The organism is Geobacillus subterraneus (genome assembly GCF_001618685.1).
GTDB classification, from domain to species: Bacteria; Bacillota; Bacilli; order Bacillales; family Anoxybacillaceae; genus Geobacillus; species Geobacillus subterraneus.
In genome coordinates, this window is the sequence record NZ_CP014342.1 from 896,860 (window position 1) to 915,187 (window position 18,328).

The window sequence follows — 18,328 nt, forward strand, 5'->3', positions numbered from 1 at the left end:
GAACAAACAAAAATAGAAAGGAACGTTGGCAATGGCGAAACAGCAAATCGGCGTCATCGGACTGGCGGTCATGGGGAAAAACTTGGCGCTCAACATCGAAAGCAGAGGCTATTCGGTGGCGGTGTACAACCGTTCGCACGAAAAAACGGATGAATTTTTAGAAGAAGCGAAAGGAAAAAACGTTGTCGGTACATACAGCATTGAGGAGTTCGTCAACGCCTTGGAAAAACCGCGGAAAATTTTGCTGATGGTGAAAGCGGGAGCGCCGACGGACGCGACGATCGAACAGCTGAAGCCGCATCTGGAAAAAGGCGATATTTTAATCGACGGCGGCAACACGTATTTTAAGGATACGCAGCGCCGCAACAAAGAGCTCGCTGAACTCGGCATCCACTTTATCGGCACGGGTGTGTCCGGCGGTGAGGAAGGGGCGCTGAAAGGCCCATCGATCATGCCGGGGGGACAAAAAGAAGCGCATGAGCTCGTGCGCCCAATTTTTGAAGCCATCGCCGCCAAAGTTGACGGCGAGCCGTGCACGACGTACATCGGTCCGGACGGCGCCGGCCATTACGTGAAAATGGTGCATAACGGCATCGAATACGGCGACATGCAGCTGATCGCCGAAGCGTACTTCCTGCTCAAACACGTGCTCGGCATGGATGCCAATGAACTGCATGAAGTGTTCGCTGACTGGAACAAAGGCGAGCTGAACAGCTACTTAATCGAAATCACCGCTGACATTTTCACAAAAATCGATGAAGAGACGGGCAAGCCGTTGGTTGATGTCATTTTGGACAAGGCCGGGCAAAAAGGGACGGGCAAATGGACGAGCCAAAACGCGCTCGATTTAGGCGTGCCGCTGCCGATCATCACCGAATCGGTATTCGCCCGCTTCATCTCGGCGATGAAAGACGAGCGCGTGAAAGCAAGCAAAGTGCTGGCAGGCCCAGCGGTGAAGCCGTTTGAAGGCGACCGCGCCCACTTCATCGAAGCGGTGCGCCGCGCGCTTTATATGAGCAAAATTTGCTCATACGCCCAAGGGTTTGCGCAAATGAAAGCCGCATCTGACGAATACGACTGGAATTTGCGCTACGGCGACATCGCCATGATTTTCCGCGGCGGCTGCATCATCCGCGCGCAATTTTTGCAAAAAATTAAAGAGGCGTACGACCGCGATCCGGCGCTGCCGAACTTGCTCTTGGATCCGTACTTCAAAAACATCGTCGAACGCTATCAAGATGCGCTCCGCGAAATCGTCGCCACCGCAGCGATGCGCGGCATTCCGGTGCCAGGATTCGCCAGCGCCCTCGCGTACTATGACAGCTACCGCACCGCGGTGCTGCCGGCCAACTTGATCCAAGCGCAGCGCGACTACTTCGGCGCCCACACGTACGAACGCGTCGATAAGGAAGGCATTTTCCATACGGAATGGTTGAAGTAAGCAAAAAACCCTTAGAGCCGCATAAGGTTCTAAGGGTTTTTGGCGCTTGGTGAAACTTCGTCTCAACCGTTTCCATCGCATGGAAGTCGCCCGACATTATCGCCCGGCGGACCTTTCCGTTCACGCTAGGCATCTGATTACGCGCGGCGATAAATGGCATCGCCGACAATAATCGTGATTAAAGAGATCAGCATCGTCAATTTGACCGCTTTGTAGTCTAAAAAGCGCAGCACTTGTTCTTCAAACATGTAGATGAAAAAGAATATGACCATCAGCACGGCGAGAAATAAGGCAAATCGTTTTTTTCGATTCATGAAGAGAAGTTCTCCCGCTATTTCCCTTTAATATATTTACAATGAATTTTTATTAAAAAATTTTCAAAAAACAAGAGCCTTTATTCCCACTTTTCAACCTGTAGATAAGCGAATTCGATACATTGACAACCAAACAAAAAAGAGACATGAACCGGACTCCATGGGTGGAGTCGATGCCCTCTCACCTGCCGACATGGAGGTCCATGCCTCATGGATCGATGAGCACATGATCAAGGAAGGGAGACAACCTGATCCTTTTCTCCCTGGTCCTTAGAGAGAATGTGATAAAATATTAGGTAAAAATAAGTTGCGAAGGAAAGGGGGCAACTATCATGAATAACAGGACAAGAGAGGAACCTGCAGTGTCTTTTCCGGAATTTCTCGAAGAGCTACGTCAAGAGTTACGTGTTCAGCAAAATGGGGGAACTAGTTATCGAAAACAAACGGCACAATTATCATTACAAGTTGCCGAGAAAGCAGGATGTATAGATCCGTTTTTTTTACAGAGAAAGTGCCAAGCGGACAGTTTCTCAATTGCTTTCTAACCTCGATCTTTTTCGTATCGAAGACGTTGATGTTTTGACCGATCTTGCCCCTTTTCCTGTCTTGTTCTGACAAAAGGTAACTGTGTCATCATGGCGCCTGAACATAAGGCGCACGATTATTGTTTGTTTACACGTGGAGGGATTTGTCATGCCATCACAACGCAAATCGATCATTCCCGACGGCTTTTTATGGGGCGGGGCGGTGACGTCGTTCCAGACGGAAGGGGCGTGGAACGAAGGCGGCAAAGGGCTGTCGATCGTCGATGCGCGCCCGATTCCGGAAGGCCATTCCGATTGGAAAGTGGCGGTCGACTTTTACCATCGCTACAAAGAAGACATCGCTTTGTTCAAGGAGCTCGGTTTTACCGCCTACCGGACGAGCATCGCCTGGACGCGCATTTTTCCGGACGGGGAAGGGGAGCCGAATGAAGCGGGCTTGGCGTTTTATGATGCCGTGTTTGACGAGCTGAAAGCGAACGGCATCGAACCGGTTATTACGCTGTACCATTTTGATTTGCCGCTGGCGTTGGCGAAGAAATACAACGGTTTTGCCTCGCGGAAGGTCGTCGATTTGTTTGAACGGTACGCACGCACCGTGTTTGCGCGCTACCGCGGAAAAGTAAACTATTGGCTGACGTTCAACGAACAAAACTTAGTGCTCGAACAACCGCATTTATGGGGGGCGATCTGCCCGGATGATGAAGACCCGGAAGCGTTTGCCTACCGCGTCTGCCATCACGTCTTTCTCGCCCACGCCAAGGCGGTGAAGGCGCTGCGCGAGATCGCTCCCGAGGCGAAGATCGGCGGAATGGCGACGTATTTGACAACGTATCCGGCAACATGCCGACCGGAAGACGCTTTGGCGAACGTGCAGGCGAAAGAGCTGTTCATTGATTTCTTCTTTGATGTGTTCGCCCGCGGCGTTTATCCGCGTTATGTGACGAGGCGGCTAGAGAAAAAGGGGATCCGCTTGCCGCTTGAGGCAGGCGATGAGGAATTGCTGCGCACGCAGACGGTCGACTTTTTGTCATTCAGCTACTATCAAAGCCAAATCGTCCGCCATCAGGAACAGGATGAGCGGATCATCAAAGGTCTTGCGCCGAACCCCCACTTGCCGAAGACGAAATGGGGCTGGGCGATCGATCCGATCGGTTTGCGGATTGCCTTAAAAGACGTGTACGCCCGTTACGAAATGCCGATTTTCATCACCGAAAACGGCATCGGGCTTGAAGAGGAGCTGAATGAGGACGGCATGATCGAAGATGATGAGCGGATCGACTATATGCGCCGCCATATCGAACAAATGAAGCTGGCGATCGAAGAAGGGGTCGAGGTGATCGGCTATTTAATGTGGGGGGCAACCGACTTGTTAAGCTCGCAAGGCGAGATGCGCAAGCGCTACGGCGTCATTTTCGTCAATCGCGATGATCAAAACTTGCGCGATTTGAAGCGCTATAAGAAAAAAAGTTTTTATTGGTTCCAGCGCGTCATTCGCACGAACGGGGAAGAGCTGTAAAAAGAGGCGGGGAAGCCCCCGCCTTTTTACCAGTCTTTAGGGCGGCCGTGGCGAATGTGCAACCGTTTAAAATGTTTGTCCCAAGTCACAACATCTTCTGGGGGATTCGCTTTTGCATGAGCGGCGATATACGCGTCAATGAAATCTACCTTTTTCTCGCCATAATCTCGAAGCGCCTGTTGCACAACATCTTTTTCCTCTGTTTCGATCCCGATCCCGTTGGTAAACTTTAATAAGGCGGCGGAAATGTCGGACGGCGATGCTTGATAGACGGAGGCCAGCACCCAGCAACATTCTGCGACGACGAGTGGATTCAGGCGCAAAATCAATTCCCCTGCTTCTACTTTCTGCAACATGTCCCCAACTTCTTCCGCAAGCTCTTGGGGATGGCCGGTCATGATTCGAATCACGACATTTGTGTCAATCCACAGCTTGCGAGCCACTTAGTTTTCCTCCCCGTCTTTCAATTCTTTTGCTCCCATCGTACGATATACTTCATTTCGGATTTCCTCAACGGGGCGGAACGGCTGATTGGTTTTGAGAATGCCGATTAATTGTGACAAGCGATATTTCTTCGTGACTTCCACTTTTATTTCTCCATCTTGGTTGACAATAAACGTCAGATCATCGCCTTCGGTGAGGCCCAATGTTTTCCGGATTTCAGCAGGAATGACCACTTGCCCTCGGCTGGACAGCTTGCTTGTCGCTTTCATGACGACCGGCGATGGTTGATCCGAAACATTCATTTTCTCCATTGGTGCGTTTCGCTCCTTCCTAAACCCTTTTCATACTTACTTTTATTATACGTCTTATTTGTATGCTTAATCAATCATTGAAAATCATATTATTTTTGGTGTAGTAAGAAATTGTGAGGGGGACAACAACAATGATGAGAATGAATGTTGAACGCTCTTCTACCTACGCTCATGCGTGGAAGAGGGGGCTTCTCGATTTGGAATAATCAAACAGCCGGTCCCATCAAGGGGCCGGCTGTTTTTACGGCTCGCGGTCAAACAGCAAGACGCGCGCCGGGGCGGCATCGGTGCCGACGAGTTTGAGCGGGGCGGCGACCATGAAGTACGAGCCTGGCGGGACGTCTTTTAAGCGCAGCCCTTCGATGACGATGACGCCGGCCGAAAACAGTGTTTTATGGGTCGGGTGGCCTTCTTGCGCCCGTTCGATGCCGAGCGCGTCGATGCCGACGCCGCGGATTGGTTTGGCGGCCAAATAGCGGGCCGCGTCTTCGGCGACGAAAATAAACTCGAAATTGAACGCATCCTCAAACGAATTTTTCGTTTTGAACAAAACGAAGTCGCCTTCCTGAATGTCCAGATGGGCGATGTCGTCTTTCGTGATTCGGTCGTTGACATGCGTCAAATCAAACAGTTTGCACGGGCCGACGAGGCGGTCAAGCGGAATCGTTTCAAATGTCGCGCCGCCTTCAACCATATGAAGAGGGGCGTCAATGTGCGTGCCGGTGTGCACGTCCATGTCAATGCGCGATTCCGTTACATAGCCGTTCGTCACCGTTGTGCGCTTCGGCTGTTTTTCCGGTTTGTTTTTGTAAACCGGCATCCCTTCGTAAATCGGGGCGGTGACATCGTACATGTTCATTGTTTTTTCGCTCCTTTTCGCTTAAGAATAGAGGGGGGCCGATTCGGCCCCGCAAGTAATTGGCTATCAAGTGTCAGGCAGTGGAAAAAGGAAATCGATGGTTGGCGCCGACTCGTTTATTACGGTTTCGGATGCTCAATCGGCCACCAATGGAAGCCGTCTTTTTTAAGCAGTTCGTCGGCCGCCGCCGGGCCCATCGAGCCGGCTTCGTAGTTCGGGAAGTCGGCGGCTTTTGTGTTCGCCCAAACATCGGAAATCACATCGACAAACTGCCATGACGCCGCCACTTCATCCCAGTGGGTGAAGTTCGTCGCATCGCCGCGCATGCAGTCATACAGCAGCTTTTCATACGCTTCCGGCGTGTTGATGCCATCGATGCAGTTGTTGCAATAATCGAGTTGAAACGGGGCCGTCGTTGTCGTCGATTCCCCGGTTTTTTTGCCGTTTAAATGAAGGGTGATGCCTTCATCGGGCTGAATGTGGATGACGAGCAAGTTCGGGGCGATCGTCTCATTCGTCCGGTAATATAAGTTCATCGGCACGTCTTTAAACTGGACGACGATTTTCGTCGATTTTTCCGCCATTCGTTTGCCGGTGCGGATGTAAAACGGCACGCCGGCCCAGCGGAAGTTGTCGATCAGGAGTTTCCCAGCGACGAACGTTTCGGTATTCGAATCCGGGTCGACGTTCGGCTCCTCGCGGTACGCCGGCACATCTTTCCCGCGGATCATCCCACGCCCATATTGGCCGCGCACGAAGTATTGATCGACTTCGTTGTGCGCAATCGGACGCAGCGCGCGCAACACTTTCACTTTTTCATGACGGATGTCATCGGTCGTAAGCCGAATCGGCGGCTCCATGGCCAACAAGGCGACCATTTGCAGCATATGGTTTTGCACCATGTCGCGCAGCGCCCCCGAATGGTCGTAATAGCGGCCGCGGTCCTCAACACCGAGCGTTTCACTTGAGGTAATTTGAATGTTCGAAATAAAGCGGTTGTTCCAAAGCGGCTCGAAAATGGCGTTCGAGAAGCGGATCACTTCGATGTTTTGCACCATTTCTTTGCCAAGGTAATGGTCGATCCGGTAAATTTCCCGCTCGGAAAAAACGCGGCGGATTTCTCTGTTCAGCTTTTGGGCGCTCGCTAAGTCATGGCCGAACGGCTTTTCAATGACAAGCCGTTTAAAGCCGCGCGTATCGGTCAGCCGCTCCGACTGCAGGCGCGATGTCACCGTGCCGAAAAATTCCGGCGCCATCGCCAAATAAAAGATGCGGTTCCCCTCTGTTTGATATGTCTCATCGAGCTGTTCAAGCAGCGCTTTTAAGCGCTGATAGGACTCAGCTTCCGTCACATCAAACGGGTGATAATAAAAATGGGAGGCGAACTTGCCGTCTGCAAGCTCTTGGTTGAGCGCTGTTTCGACGGAGTCGCGCACGTAATGGCGGAACTCATCGGCCGATAACGGGCGGCGCGCGACGCCGACGACGGCAAACCGCTCGTTCAAATGCCCTTTTTCATACAGGCGGTAAAGGGACGGAAACAGCTTCCGTTTTGCCAAATCTCCCGTCGCCCCAAAAATGACGATGATCGATTTCGGGTTCATGTTGTCCACCGTATGTACCTCGCTTTAGCCAAATTTGTCTCTTCAACTAAATCATTGTAGAGATTTGCCGGCCGGAACGCAAACATTTTACCGCTTTTTGGCGCAAAAGAAAGTTGAAAAGCACTCGGCAACATTGTACGCTAACAACAGGCAATGATGACCGAGACAAGGAGTGAATGAGCTTGGAATTGCTGTTTTTAGGCACCGGCGCCGGCGTGCCGGCAAAAGAGCGCAACGTGTCGTCCGTCGCTTTGCAGCTGCTCGAAGAACGGGGGGCGACATGGCTGTTTGACTGTGGCGAAGCGACGCAGCACCAAATTTTGCATACGGCCATTCGCCCGCGCCGCATCGAGCATATTTTCATTACCCATTTGCATGGCGATCATTTATTCGGATTGCCCGGCCTGCTTGGCAGCCGCTCGTTTCAAAGCGGCGAGACGCCGCTGACCGTCTTCGGCCCAAAAGGCGTCCGCCTATTTGTTGAAACGGCGCTTACCGTCAGCGGGACAAGGCTTCGATATGAACTGAACATCGTTGAGATCGACGAAGGCGTCATTTTTGATGATGAGCGGTTTTCCGTCATCGCCAAGCGGCTTGACCACGGCATGCCGTCATATGGCTTTCGCGTCGTGGAAAAAGATTTGCCCGGTCCGCTGTTAGTCGATCGTCTGAAAGCGCTTGGCGTCCGCCCCGGCCCGATTTATCAACAAATTAAGCAAGGGAAAACGGTCGTACTCGAGGACGGCACCGTGCTTGACGGGCGCGAGTTTGTCGGGCCGCCGCAAAAGGGGCGGATCGTCGCCGTTTTAGGTGACACCCGTTTTTGCGAGGCGGCGATTGAGCTGGCGCGTGAGGCCGATGTCGTCATCCATGAGGCGACGTTCGCCGCGGCAGAGCAGCGGCTTGCCCGCGATTATTTCCATTCGACAACAACCGACGCGGCTGAAGTGGCGAAACGAGCCGGGGCGAAGCGGCTCATTTTAACCCACATCAGCTCGCGCTATCAGGGCGAAGCGGCGCTCCAATTATTGGACGAGGCGCGCCGCGTGTTTCCGAACACCGAGCTTGCCGCCGATTTCGCTTCGTTTTCGGTTCCGCGTTAAAACCGCCAGCCGCGCTCGTATTGCACCGGCGCTTCGATTTTTACGCCAAGCTCTTTCGCGGCAGCGTACGGCCAATACGGGTTGCGCAGCAGCTCCCGCGCCAAAAAGACAAGATCGGCCCGGCCGTTATGCAGCACTTCTTCGGCTTGCCAGCCGGAGGTGATCAAGCCGACAGCGCCGGTCGGGATGTCCGCTTCGCGGCGAATGAGTTCGGCAAACGGCACTTGGTAGCCGGGGTAGGCGTCAATGTGCGCCGGCACAACGGCGCCGGAGCTGACATCGACAAGGTCAACCCCTTGTTCTTTCATCCGTTTGGCGTACGGGACATAGTCTTTTGCTGTCAACCCGTCCGGATGGTAGTCGGACGCCGAAATGCGGACGAACAGCGGGCCGTCCCACACTTCGCGAACCGCGCTGATCACCTCGCCCAAAAAGCGGTACCGGTTTTCCGGCGCGCCGCCGTATTCATCTTGACGATGGTTAGAGAGCGGCGATAAAAACTCATTAATGAGGTAGCCGTGGGCCGCGTGGATTTCGATGACGTCAAAGCCGGCTTGTTTTGCCCGCCGCGCACCGTCTTGGAACGCCTGCACCGTCTCTTCGATATCGGCTTTCGTCATTTCTTTCGGCATCGGCGACGACTCATTGAACGGAATGGCGGACGGAGCGATGATTTCTCCCGGCACTTGCGACTTTCTCCCGGCGTGGGCGAGCTGGATGCCGATCGCAGCTCCATGCTCTTTCACGAGCCCAGCGAGTTCGCGAAGCCCATCGATATGATCATCGCTCCAAATGCCCAAGTCTTGTTCGGAAATGCGGCCTTGCGGCGTGACGCCGGTCGCCTCGACAATGATGAGACCAACTTGGCCGACGGCGCGCGCCGGGTAGTGGATTTTATGCCATGTGCGCACCGTGCCGTCTTTCGTCTCGCACGAGTACATGCACATCGGCGACATAACGATCCGGTTTTTCAGCGTCAGCCCGCGGATGGTATACGGCGAAAACAATACCGTGTTCATGGCAAACAGCTCCTTTCCATGCCAATGAATGGTTCATGACTGAATGATAACATGCTGTTTGCCAAAAACAAAATGAAACGGACTGCCGCCTTGTGCGGCCCGGTGCAAGCGGCTGCGGCGTTTGGCGGTGCGCTTTCACAGCCGGTTATGATTCGGCGATCGCAGCGAGCAGGGCGCTGCCGAGCTCTTCGGAGCGGACGGTCGCCCGGCGGATGCAGGCGGCGACAGCCTCTTGAAATCGGTATTGCTCAAGTACTTTAATGCCGGCTTCGGTCGTGCCGCCCGGGCTTGTGACTTCGCGGCGCAGGACGGACGGGTGCTTGTCGGACGCTTTTAACATTTCCGCTGCGCCGATGATCGTCTGCAAAATGAGCGTTTTCGCCACATCGCGCTCAAGGCCGATGTCGGCGGCCGCCTTTTCCATCGCCTCGACCAAGTAATAGACGTATGCCGGGCCGCTTCCCGACAGGCCGGTGACCGCATGCAAATCGCGCTCCGGCACGATAGTGACAATGCCGACCGTTTCAAACAGCTGCTTCGCCGTTTCAAGATGCTGCTTCGAAGCGAAACGTCCGCCGGCGATCGCTGTCGCCGATAAGCCGACGGCTGCGGAGGTGTTTGGCATGGCGCGCACAACGGCGATATCGCGTCCGGCGAGCCGTTCGATCGTCTCGGTTGTAACGCCGGCAAGCAACGACAAAATGAGCTGGTTCGGGCGAATGGCCGGTGCAATCGTCGCCATCGCTTCGGCGACATCTTTCGGTTTCATGGCCAAAATAACGATGTCTGCCTGTTCGGCAGCGCGGCGTGCGTCTTGGGCGGCGCGAACGCCGTACGTGCGCTCAAGCTCTTCAAGCCGGGCGCGGTTTTGGCGGTTTGTCACGACGATTTGCGCCGGATGGCAAAACGTTTTCGTCATGCCGGCGATGAGCGCTTCCGCCATCGAGCCGGCGCCGATGAAGGCAATGGACCGTGCTGTTGTCATCGCATTCACTCCTTTTTCTTGTTATGGGGCAAAAGAAAAAGGTTTCCCGTCCTGCAAAAGGACGGAAAACCTTCGTTTCCGCGGTACCACCTTTTTTGGCTCGTTTGGCCTCAGCCGAACGAACCCGACTCTGCCCCGATAACGCCGGGGAGGCGTTTAGGTTGGCCTAACAGCTCCTAGGGTAGGTTCAACCGCAAAGAGGGCAGCGAAGCCTTCCAGCCGCGGGCTTCGCTCTCTGGCTGCCGTTTCCGGTTTACTGGCCCTGTTCATCGCCGTTTTTGCCGTATCGTGATTTTATTTGTCATTATGCCGCGGGACAAGTGTGATTGTCAAGAGAGGAGCACGAATTTTTTTGCAATTTCAAGCGCACGGAAGAAAAAGGCATGACAAATGGATGAAATCGTTGTAAACTGTAAAATACAATATAATGAATGACCATTCATTTCGCTCCAACGGTTTGAACGGGATGGTTGATGAACTTAAGGGAAAGAAGGGAATGGGATGAACAAGGAACGAGTGCATCGGATCACGGTGCCGACGCCGTTTCCGGTCGGGGATGTGCATATGTATGTGATCGCCGGCGATCGGCTGACGTTGGTCGATGCCGGAGTGAAAACAGAGGAAGCATGGCAGCAGTGTATACAACGTCTTGGCGAGATCGGTTATCGGCCGGAAGATATCGAACAAATCGTCATTACCCATCATCATCCGGATCACGTCGGTTTGCTTGATTATTTTCCGCATGCGCCGATCATCGGTCATCCGAAAGCCGATCCGTTTTTGCGCCGCGACCGCTCGTTTATGGACAAGTACGTTCGATTTTTTGAGGAATTTTTTTCCGAATGTGGCGTCGACCGCCGCTTGTTCAGCCAGTTGTCTAAAGAAGGAAGATCGCTTCGTTACGCGAGCCGGAGAGCGATCGATATCGCCGTCACGGAAGGGGATGCAGTGCCGGGATTACCGCGCTGGCGCGTCATCGAAACGCCGGGGCATGCGCAAAGCCATATTGCGCTTTATCGCGAGGACGACGGGCTGTTGATCGGCGGCGACCATTTGCTTTTGCACATCTCCCCGAACCCGATGATGGAACCGCCGGCTGAAGGGGAAACCGAGCGGCCGAAACCGCTGCTGCAATATAACGAATCGCTCGAAAAAATGTTGCAGTATGACATCGCCCGCTCGTTAAACGGCCATGGCGACGATGCGACTGACATTCCGGCGCTCGTTCGTGAGCGGCTGGCCAAGCAGCGCCAGCGCGCCGAGCGGGTGCTCGACATGGTGAAAGAACGCCCTCATACGGTGTTTGCCGTGTGCCAAAAGCTGTTTCCGACCGCGTACGAACAAGAGCTGATGCTGACGATGTCCGAGACGATCGGCCAACTGGACTATTTGGAAGCGAATGGGTACGTGAGGAAAAAGCAGGAAGACGGTCATTACATTTATGAAGCGGCGGGGGTGTCGGTGTGCGGTTAAAGGGGTGCCGTGTCGCCATTACCGGGGCATCTGGCGGCATCGGCGAGCAAATCGCTTACGAAGCGGCGCGGCAAGGGGCAATGCCGGTGCTGTTGGCGCGCAGTGAAGAAAAACTGAAAGAAATCAGCGTGCGGATTGAGGCACAGACCGGCATTCGCCCCCGGTATGCGCGGCTAGATGTCGGCGATCGGGAAATGGTTGAGACCGTTTTTTCCCGGTTGATTGCGGAGTTGGAAACGGTTGATGTGTTGGTCAATAACGCAGGGTTTGGCGTCTTTCGCTATGTCGAGGACATCGACTTGGCGGAAATGGAACGAATGTTTGCCGTCAATGTCTTCGGCTTGATTGCTTGCACGAAGGCGGTGTATTCTCATATGAAAGAACGGGGGAGCGGCCACATTATCAACATCGCCTCGCAAGCCGGCAAAATCGCGACGCCAAAGTCCGGCGTCTACTCGGCGACAAAACATGCGGTCATCGGATTTACCGACAGTTTGCGCCTCGAGGCGAGCCGGTTTGGCGTGTTTGTCACCGCTGTCAATCCCGGTCCGGTTGAAACCCGATTCTTTGATCTAGCGGATGAAGCGGGCGACTATGTGCGCAACGTCTCGCGCTGGATGCTTCGGCCGGAGGCGGTGGCCAAGCGCGTCGTAGCGGCGATGATGACCCCAACGCGCGAAGTGAACATGCCGGGCTGGATGGATATGGGCAGCCGGTTGTACCGGCTCGCCCCGGGGCTTGTGGAAAAAGTGGCGAAACGAGCGTTTTTCCAAAAGTAAACGGCTGGCCTTAGTGCAGGGCCAGCCGTTTCATTTCCATGAAAATCCTGTGCCGGTGAGCGGTGATTTTCATCCTCGGGTCGCGGGCAACACGCTGCCTATGGACCTTTTCGGTGAAAGAGATATCAATCAAGCGCTCGTAATAAACCGGTAAACGGCATCATGGACGAGCTCATACATGTCGGCGTCTCGATGCTTTTCTTTGGCGGCGGCGATATGGGCGCAAAGGTCGCGCCATTCGTCCTTGCCAAGCGGCATCATCTCATCGTCGTAGCCATAGTGGCGCAAGCAGTTGCGCACTTGTTTTTGCAGCCATCGTTCATCCATCGGTTCCACCGTCCGTTGTGAAACTTGGGCAAGGTTTTGATGTGGGCAGGGACGCCGCTTGTCACTGTTCATCCGTTTCCGGGGACGGAGCGCGGACGACCGACTGAAAACGGCCTTTATGCGAGCCGTCGCAAAACGGCTTGTTGTTCGACAGCCCACAGCGGCAGAGGGAAAACGTTTGCTTCGTTACAAATGGCTTTCCTTCGCCGTCCAAAAGCTCCACATCGCCAGTGACGCGGAGCGAACCGTTGTCGTTGACTTTGATTTGCACTTTTGCCATCGAGTTTTCCTCCCTTTCGTTTTGACAGTCTTGCGTGCCAACAGGTAGAATAATAAAGAAACAAACGGAAAAAGGAGCAACGATGAGCGTGAACATCACGTTTACTGACGCAGCAAAAGAAAAGCTTACCCCTATTGTAGCCCAATCGGGGCGGCAGTTAAAGCTCAAATATGACACCGACGGCTGCGGCTGTTTAGTCGACGGCGTGCCGGCGCTATGGCTCGTTGACGAGGCCGATGAGGACGACCTTGTCGTTGAGACAAACTTCGTTCCGGTGCTTTTAGAGCGGTCGCGGCTCATCTTTTTTGATGAGACGATGACGATCGATGTCAAGCCGGGTACGGCCGCCTTTCAGCTAAAAAGCCCCGGGCAAATGTTAAACGGGCATATGCCGCTTGTGAAGGTGGGATCGGACGATGAACGGTAAACTTCGGCAGCTTGCGGAGACGGCGAAGCAAAAAACTTGGGTGTCATTCACCCATGAAAACGACCCGTACAGCTTGCTGCATTGGTCGGTCGCCGGTCCGTACCAAGACAAAAAGGACGTGTGGCTTTTGCAAAATGAGATGACGTTTGAAACGAAAGAGTTTGCGACGCTTGATGACGCGATCACCTGGCTCGGCGAGCATATGCCGCACATTACCGAGGTGCTGTAAAAACCGTAACCGGGCCGGTTACGGTTTTTCTATTATCTTCCTTATTGCGGGCTGTTTTGCCGCTTTGTCGGATGGATCGCTTTTTCCAGCTCTTCTTTGGCGATTACCGGTTTGACCGTATCGGCGGACGGTTTTCCTTTTTGAGCGCGGTTTTTAGCCATCGGTCATCTCTCCTTTTCCATATCGTTTAGTTGTATCGTTTGACAAATAAGCGGCTGTTATGCAAGGAGGTAAAAATGGTGAAAACATATGCGGGGCGGAAAAAAGAGCGAGAGCAGTCGACGGTGACGCTCGCTGACCGGCTTGGCGCCGACATCGAAGCGAAGCTGCTTGCGAAAAAGCGGGCGCTTGCCGAGGAACAACAGCGGCGCCGGGCGGCAGAAGAAGCGCGGCGCCGCGAGGAAGCGCGCCGGCGCGACGAGCGGAAGTCGTTTGCCGAGCTGCTCGAAGAAAGTGAGCTTGACTGGCGCAAGTTTAAATAAAGGGGGAAACGATGGATGAGGCAAAAAACTGCGGCGGCGAGTACAGCGACTTCTTCGTTATTCATGACAGCCGCGGTCGTCGCCTTGGCTGCCAATTTGCGCGCACCGATCACCACGGTCGGCCCGCTTGTGCCTGAACTGCAGCGGGAGCTCGGCCTTTCCTATGCCGCCGCCGGAGCGCTGACGACGATTCCGCTGTTGGCGTTTGCTTTACTGGCGCCATCGGCCGCTCTGTTTGCCCGCCGGATCGGGATGGAGCGGACGCTATTTTATTCGCTCGTCGTCTTGCTTGTTGGTGAACTCATCCGCCCGCTCGCAGGCAGCTCTTGGCTGTTTATCGGCACAGCGCTGATCGGTGCGGCGATCGCTGTCAACAACGTCCTTATGCCGGCGCTTGTCAAAGACGCGTTTCCTGGGCGGGTCGGCTTAATGATGGGGGTCTATACGGTGACGATGAACGTCAGCGCCGCTTTTGCTTCCGGTCTTGCTGTTCCGCTCGCTGATGAGTGGGGGATCGGCTGGGAAGGAGCGTTTCGCTTTTGGGCGTTGCTTGCTCTCATCGCCATTGTCATTTGGTTGCCGCAAATCCAGCGCCGGAAATCCGCTGCTGCTCCATCAGGAAGTCGGCGCTCGTCATTTTGGCGTTCATGGCTCGCCTGGCAAGTGACGCTGTTTATGGGGCTGCAATCATTTTTCTTTTATTGCGTCATTACATGGCTGCCAGAGCTTGGGCAAGGAAAAGGAATGGCAGCCGATACAGCCGGCTGGCTGTTGTTTTTCTTTCAGTTCGCCCAGCTACCGATGATGTTCTTGTCTCCGCTGTTGGCTGAGCGGATGAAAGATCAGAAAGTGTTGATCGCCTCATCAGTGCTGTTGAAAGTGGCGGGGACGGCCGCTTTATTGGTCGGTCGAGGATGGTGGCTATGGGCGGGGGCGTTCTTTGCCGGTGTCGGTGCCGGCATGTCGTTTTCCCTCGCCATGATGCTGTTTACGCTGCGGACGCGCCGCCCGCTCGAGGCCGCTCAGCTTTCTGCTATGGCTCAGTCTGTCGGCTATTTGCTGTCGGCGGCCGGCCCGCCGCTGTTTGGCGCGTTGTATGATGCAGCCGGTCATTTCATCCCTCCCCTCGTTTTATTGCTAATCGTTTGCGCGGCCATGATGGTGTTTGGCTTGGGGGCAGCAAGGGACAAGTATGTAGATGATGAGGTTGCCTGACGAGAAGGGAAAAAATGATGAAAAAAGAGCCCGCAAGCGGCCATGTTGGCGCTGTGGGCCCTTTTCTTTACCGGTGCATTTCATAGATCGAGCGCTTCGTCACTCGTTTTAACCATTCGTATTCGTCAGCGTCAAGCGGCGGCGCGGATGCGGCGGCGATGTTTTCCTCAAGCTGCTCGAGCCGGCTCGCCCCCGGAATGGCGGCGGCGACGATGGGATCATACAGACAAAACTGAAGGGCGGTTGCGGTCATGGAACGGTGGCTGCCCGTTTTCTCTTTCAGCTTCGGGATGAGTGTTTGCAGTTCGCTGTACGAGTAATCGAGATAGCCGTGTTCTTTCACCGCCGCCTGCGCCGCTTCGATTGGGCGGTCGGTAAGCAAGCCTTTAGCGACCGGGCCGCGGGCGATGACGCTGATGTTATGTTCGCGCAAGAGCGGGAACCACTCTTCCGGGCGGCGGTCAAGCAGGCTGTATTGCATCATGACGCTGACGATGTTCGAACGTTTCACATATTCGCGAATGACGTTCGGGCGGATCGAGGAAATGCCGTACCAGCGGATGACGCCTTCTTGTTTTAACTCCTCAAACGCTGCAATCGTCTCGTCGATCGGATCGTCGATCGTGCCGCCGTGGAGCTGGTATAAATCAATGTAGTCCGTTTGCAGGCGGCGCAGGCTGTCTTTGACCGCTTGTTTGATATGTGATTTGGACGGATCCCAATCCCAGCCGCTTCCGTCTGCGCGCCAACGGTTGCCGACTTTGGTCGCGATGATCACTTGATCGCGTTTTCCTTTCACGGCTTTGCCGACAAATTCCTCGTTCAAGCCGCGGTCGTATAAATCCGCTGTATCCAAGTAGTTGATGCCGCGCTCCAGCGCTTCGTGAATGAGGCGGATCGCCTCGCGTTCGTCGGTACCAAGCGACATGCAGCCGAGCCCGATTTCGCTCACATACAAATCCGATGTGCCGATGCGTCGTTTGTTCATTGCATTCCGCTCCCTTCCTGCATCTTCATTGTACAACAGGGGCGAAAAAATGGCCAAGTATGTAGTACAATGGAAAAGAATTGATCAAACGATAGGGGAGAAGAACAATGGATCAGTTGTACGAAAAAACCGTCCGCCGGGAAAAACTGTTCAGCGGCCGCATCATCGAACTGTATGTTGAAGACGTGGAGCTGCCAAACGGGAAAACAAGCCAGCGCGAGGTGATTAAACATCCGGGGGCGGTGGCAGTATTGCCGCTCTTGCCCGATGGAAAGATCGTCCTTGTCCGCCAGTATCGAAAAGCGCTCGAGCGCGCATTGGTTGAAATTCCGGCGGGCAAGCTAGAACATGGGGAAGAGCCGCTCGCTTCCGCGCGCCGCGAACTCGAAGAAGAGACCGGCTACCGTGCCCAATCGATGCGCCATCTCATTTCGTTTTATACATCGCCCGGATTTGCCGATGAGCTCATCCATTTGTACGTCGCTGAAGGGCTCGAACAAGTCGAAGATGGCGCCGGTTTGGATGAAGATGAATTTGTCGAACTGTTGGAAGTGACGTTAGAGGAGGCGTTGGATATGCTTGAACGACGCGATATTTACGATGCGAAAACGGCGTACGCCTTGCAATATTTGCAGCTGCGCCGCGCGCTCGGGGAACGGCATGCTTAACGAAAAAACCGATGGCGGCCTCGGCCGCTATTACGCTGATCTACATATTCATATCGGCCGCACCGCCTCCGGCCGCCCGGTGAAAATTACGGGGGCGCGGACGTTGACGCTCGCCAACATTTTGCATGAAGCGGCGCACGTGAAAGGAATTGATTTGGTCGGCGTCATTGACAGTCATGTGCCGGAAGTGCTCGATGAGCTCGAACGAGCAATGGACGGACACGGATGGCGGGAACATCACGGGGGCGGCATTGACGCCGGGAACGTGACCTTGCTGTTAGGCAGCGAAATCGAAGTGTACGACGACCGTTGCCACGGACCGATCCACGTCCTCGTTTTTTTGCCGACCGTTCAAGCGATGCGCGCCTTTTCCACTTGGCTTGGCGAACGGGTGAAAAACGTATCGCTCAGTTCGCAGCGCATTTACGCTTCAGGACGCGAGCTGCAAGCGACGGTGAAGGAACAGGGCGGCTGGTTTATTCCGGCGCATGCGTTCACCCCGTTTAAAAGTTTGTACGGAAAAGGGGTCGAACGGAGCTTAACGGAAGTGTTCGACCCCGATCAAATTGACGCTGTCGAGCTGGGATTGAGCGCTGATACGGCGATGGCTGACCAAATCGCCGAGCTGCACCGTTATCCGTATTTGACGAACTCTGATGCCCACTCATTGCGAAAAATCGCCCGCGAATATGAACAAGTGCGGCTGGCCGCCCCGACGTTTGCCGAGCTGGAAAAAGCGTTTCGGGGCGAGGACGGGCGCGCGATCGTCGCCAATTACGGCTTGAATCCAAAGCTTGGCAAATACCACCGGACGGTGTGCGAACGCTGCCTGACGCCGGTCCCGCCTGAGGCCGAGCGCTGTCCGGCGTGCGGCCACCATCGCTTCATTAAAGGGGTATCAGACCGGCTCGAGGAGTTGAAAACGGCGGAGCACGGACCGAAGCGGCCGCCTTACATATATCAAGTGCCGCTTGAATTTATCCCCGGGCTCGGCCCGAAGGTGTACGAAAAGCTGCTCGGCCGTTTCGGTACGGAAATGCGCGTGCTGCATGAGGCGGCGGAGGAAGAGCTCGCCGATACGGTCGGGGAAAAGCTCGCCCGGCTGATCGTGCTCGCCCGCAGCGGCGCGCTCGCCATCGAAGCCGGCGGCGGCGGGAAATACGGAAAAGTGCAGGAGAAATGAGCGCGGAGAAAACGCCGCGGGGAAGACCCTGCTCGACAAACGAGCGGCCGTTTGCCGTGCGCAGGCGGAGCGATGGTGATGAAAAGCGGGATTGCCAGCGGGCAATCCCGCTTTTTTGAAAAACAGTCATATACGA

22 protein-coding genes are annotated in these 18,328 nt (G+C 54.7%); 12 read left to right on the forward strand and 10 right to left on the reverse strand.

Annotation, left to right across the window (positions count from 1 at the left end; translation table 11 throughout):
* Positions 1-31 precede the first annotated feature (31 nt).
* Positions 32-1,441, forward strand: coding sequence for an NADP-dependent phosphogluconate dehydrogenase (gene gndA, locus GS3922_RS04375; RefSeq protein ID WP_063165354.1), 1,410 nt, complete (start codon positions 32-34; stop codon positions 1,439-1,441).
* Positions 1,442-1,578: 137 nt separating this feature from the next.
* On the opposite strand, the gene GS3922_RS17790 is transcribed toward gndA, so the two are convergent.
* Positions 1,579-1,755: a hypothetical protein gene (locus GS3922_RS17790; protein WP_168157872.1), complete on the reverse strand. Its 177-nt coding sequence runs from the start codon at positions 1,753-1,755 to the stop codon at positions 1,579-1,581.
* Between the two features lie 332 nt (positions 1,756-2,087).
* Between GS3922_RS17790 and GS3922_RS04380 the strand changes: the two genes are divergently transcribed.
* On the forward strand, positions 2,088-2,300 hold the full coding sequence (locus GS3922_RS04380; protein ID WP_063165355.1) for a hypothetical protein: 213 nt from the start codon (positions 2,088-2,090) through the stop codon (positions 2,298-2,300).
* Between the two features lie 148 nt (positions 2,301-2,448).
* The gene (locus tag GS3922_RS04385; protein WP_063165356.1) at positions 2,449-3,816 is read left to right on the forward strand and encodes a glycoside hydrolase family 1 protein; all 1,368 of its coding nucleotides are present in this window, start codon (positions 2,449-2,451) and stop codon (positions 3,814-3,816) included.
* Between the two features lie 26 nt (positions 3,817-3,842).
* On the opposite strand, the gene GS3922_RS04390 is transcribed toward GS3922_RS04385, so the two are convergent.
* The 4 genes from GS3922_RS04390 to zwf all read right to left on the reverse strand — a co-directional run bounded on the left by GS3922_RS04390 (position 3,843) and on the right by zwf (position 7,043).
* Positions 3,843-4,259, reverse strand: a complete 417-nt coding sequence (locus tag GS3922_RS04390) for a type II toxin-antitoxin system VapC family toxin (protein WP_033009041.1) — start codon at positions 4,257-4,259, stop codon at positions 3,843-3,845.
* A complete protein-coding gene (locus GS3922_RS04395; RefSeq protein WP_033009042.1) occupies positions 4,260-4,571 on the reverse strand; it encodes an AbrB/MazE/SpoVT family DNA-binding domain-containing protein in 312 nt (103 codons plus the stop codon). It abuts the gene before it with no gap.
* 241 nt (positions 4,572-4,812) lie between these two features.
* Entirely contained in the window at positions 4,813-5,430 is a 618-nt protein-coding gene (locus tag GS3922_RS04400) for a cyclase family protein (protein ID WP_063165357.1), read from the reverse strand.
* A gap of 119 nt (positions 5,431-5,549) precedes the next feature.
* Positions 5,550-7,043 carry a glucose-6-phosphate dehydrogenase gene (gene zwf / locus GS3922_RS04405; protein WP_063165358.1) on the reverse strand — a complete coding sequence of 498 codons (1,494 nt, stop codon included), beginning with the start codon at positions 7,041-7,043 and terminating at the stop codon, positions 5,550-5,552.
* Positions 7,044-7,216: 173 nt separating this feature from the next.
* On the opposite strand from zwf, the gene rnz reads away from it, so the two are divergent.
* Complete coding sequence (gene rnz, locus GS3922_RS04410) at positions 7,217-8,137, forward strand: ribonuclease Z (protein ID WP_063165359.1); 921 nt, start codon at positions 7,217-7,219, stop codon at positions 8,135-8,137.
* Here the strand turns inward: rnz and namA are convergent.
* Positions 8,134-9,156: an NADPH dehydrogenase NamA gene (gene namA / locus GS3922_RS04415; protein ID WP_063165360.1), complete on the reverse strand. Its 1,023-nt coding sequence runs from the start codon at positions 9,154-9,156 to the stop codon at positions 8,134-8,136. The two genes, rnz and namA, sit on opposite strands and share 4 nt — an antisense overlap.
* A gap of 145 nt (positions 9,157-9,301) precedes the next feature.
* Positions 9,302-10,141, reverse strand: coding sequence for a pyrroline-5-carboxylate reductase ProI (proI, locus tag GS3922_RS04420; RefSeq protein ID WP_063165361.1), 840 nt, complete (start codon positions 10,139-10,141; stop codon positions 9,302-9,304).
* 501 nt (positions 10,142-10,642) lie between these two features.
* On the opposite strand from proI, the gene GS3922_RS04425 reads away from it, so the two are divergent.
* Entirely contained in the window at positions 10,643-11,614 is a 972-nt protein-coding gene (locus tag GS3922_RS04425) for an MBL fold metallo-hydrolase (protein ID WP_063165362.1), read from the forward strand.
* Positions 11,605-12,393 carry an SDR family NAD(P)-dependent oxidoreductase gene (locus tag GS3922_RS04430; RefSeq protein WP_063165363.1) on the forward strand — a complete coding sequence of 263 codons (789 nt, stop codon included), beginning with the start codon at positions 11,605-11,607 and terminating at the stop codon, positions 12,391-12,393. Before GS3922_RS04425 ends, GS3922_RS04430 begins: the two co-directional genes overlap by 10 nt.
* A 129-nt stretch (positions 12,394-12,522) precedes the next feature.
* Here GS3922_RS04430 and GS3922_RS04435 read toward each other — a convergent pair whose 3' ends face one another.
* Both GS3922_RS04435 and GS3922_RS04440 read right to left on the reverse strand, forming a co-directional pair.
* Positions 12,523-12,720, reverse strand: coding sequence for a YqzH family protein (locus GS3922_RS04435; protein ID WP_063165364.1), 198 nt, complete (start codon positions 12,718-12,720; stop codon positions 12,523-12,525).
* 61 nt (positions 12,721-12,781) lie between these two features.
* Positions 12,782-13,000, reverse strand: coding sequence for a CDGSH iron-sulfur domain-containing protein (locus GS3922_RS04440; protein ID WP_020960444.1), 219 nt, complete (start codon positions 12,998-13,000; stop codon positions 12,782-12,784).
* Between the two features lie 82 nt (positions 13,001-13,082).
* Here GS3922_RS04440 and GS3922_RS04445 point away from each other — a divergent pair, with 82 nt between their 5' ends.
* The 4 genes from GS3922_RS04445 to GS3922_RS04460 all read left to right on the forward strand — a co-directional run bounded on the left by GS3922_RS04445 (position 13,083) and on the right by GS3922_RS04460 (position 15,353).
* A complete protein-coding gene (locus GS3922_RS04445) occupies positions 13,083-13,427 on the forward strand; it encodes an iron-sulfur cluster biosynthesis family protein (protein WP_063165365.1) in 345 nt (114 codons plus the stop codon).
* Positions 13,417-13,656 (forward strand): YqkC family protein, encoded by a 240-nt coding sequence (locus GS3922_RS04450; protein WP_063165366.1) that lies wholly within the window; start codon positions 13,417-13,419, stop codon positions 13,654-13,656. Before GS3922_RS04445 ends, GS3922_RS04450 begins: the two co-directional genes overlap by 11 nt.
* 236 nt (positions 13,657-13,892) lie before the next feature.
* The gene (locus GS3922_RS04455) at positions 13,893-14,138 is read left to right on the forward strand and encodes a YqkE family protein (RefSeq protein WP_063165367.1); all 246 of its coding nucleotides are present in this window, start codon (positions 13,893-13,895) and stop codon (positions 14,136-14,138) included.
* A gap of 15 nt (positions 14,139-14,153) precedes the next feature.
* Positions 14,154-15,353, forward strand: coding sequence for a CynX/NimT family MFS transporter (locus GS3922_RS04460; protein ID WP_063165368.1), 1,200 nt, complete (start codon positions 14,154-14,156; stop codon positions 15,351-15,353).
* A gap of 67 nt (positions 15,354-15,420) precedes the next feature.
* On the opposite strand, the gene GS3922_RS04465 is transcribed toward GS3922_RS04460, so the two are convergent.
* A complete protein-coding gene (locus GS3922_RS04465; RefSeq protein ID WP_063165369.1) occupies positions 15,421-16,341 on the reverse strand; it encodes an aldo/keto reductase in 921 nt (306 codons plus the stop codon).
* 107 nt (positions 16,342-16,448) lie between these two features.
* Here GS3922_RS04465 and GS3922_RS04470 point away from each other — a divergent pair, with 107 nt between their 5' ends.
* Both GS3922_RS04470 and GS3922_RS04475 read left to right on the forward strand, forming a co-directional pair.
* The gene (locus GS3922_RS04470; RefSeq protein WP_063165370.1) at positions 16,449-17,009 is read left to right on the forward strand and encodes an NUDIX domain-containing protein; all 561 of its coding nucleotides are present in this window, start codon (positions 16,449-16,451) and stop codon (positions 17,007-17,009) included.
* Complete coding sequence (locus GS3922_RS04475; RefSeq protein WP_063165371.1) at positions 17,002-18,192, forward strand: TIGR00375 family protein; 1,191 nt, start codon at positions 17,002-17,004, stop codon at positions 18,190-18,192. Before GS3922_RS04470 ends, GS3922_RS04475 begins: the two co-directional genes overlap by 8 nt.
* The last annotated feature ends 136 nt before the right edge of the window (positions 18,193-18,328 follow it).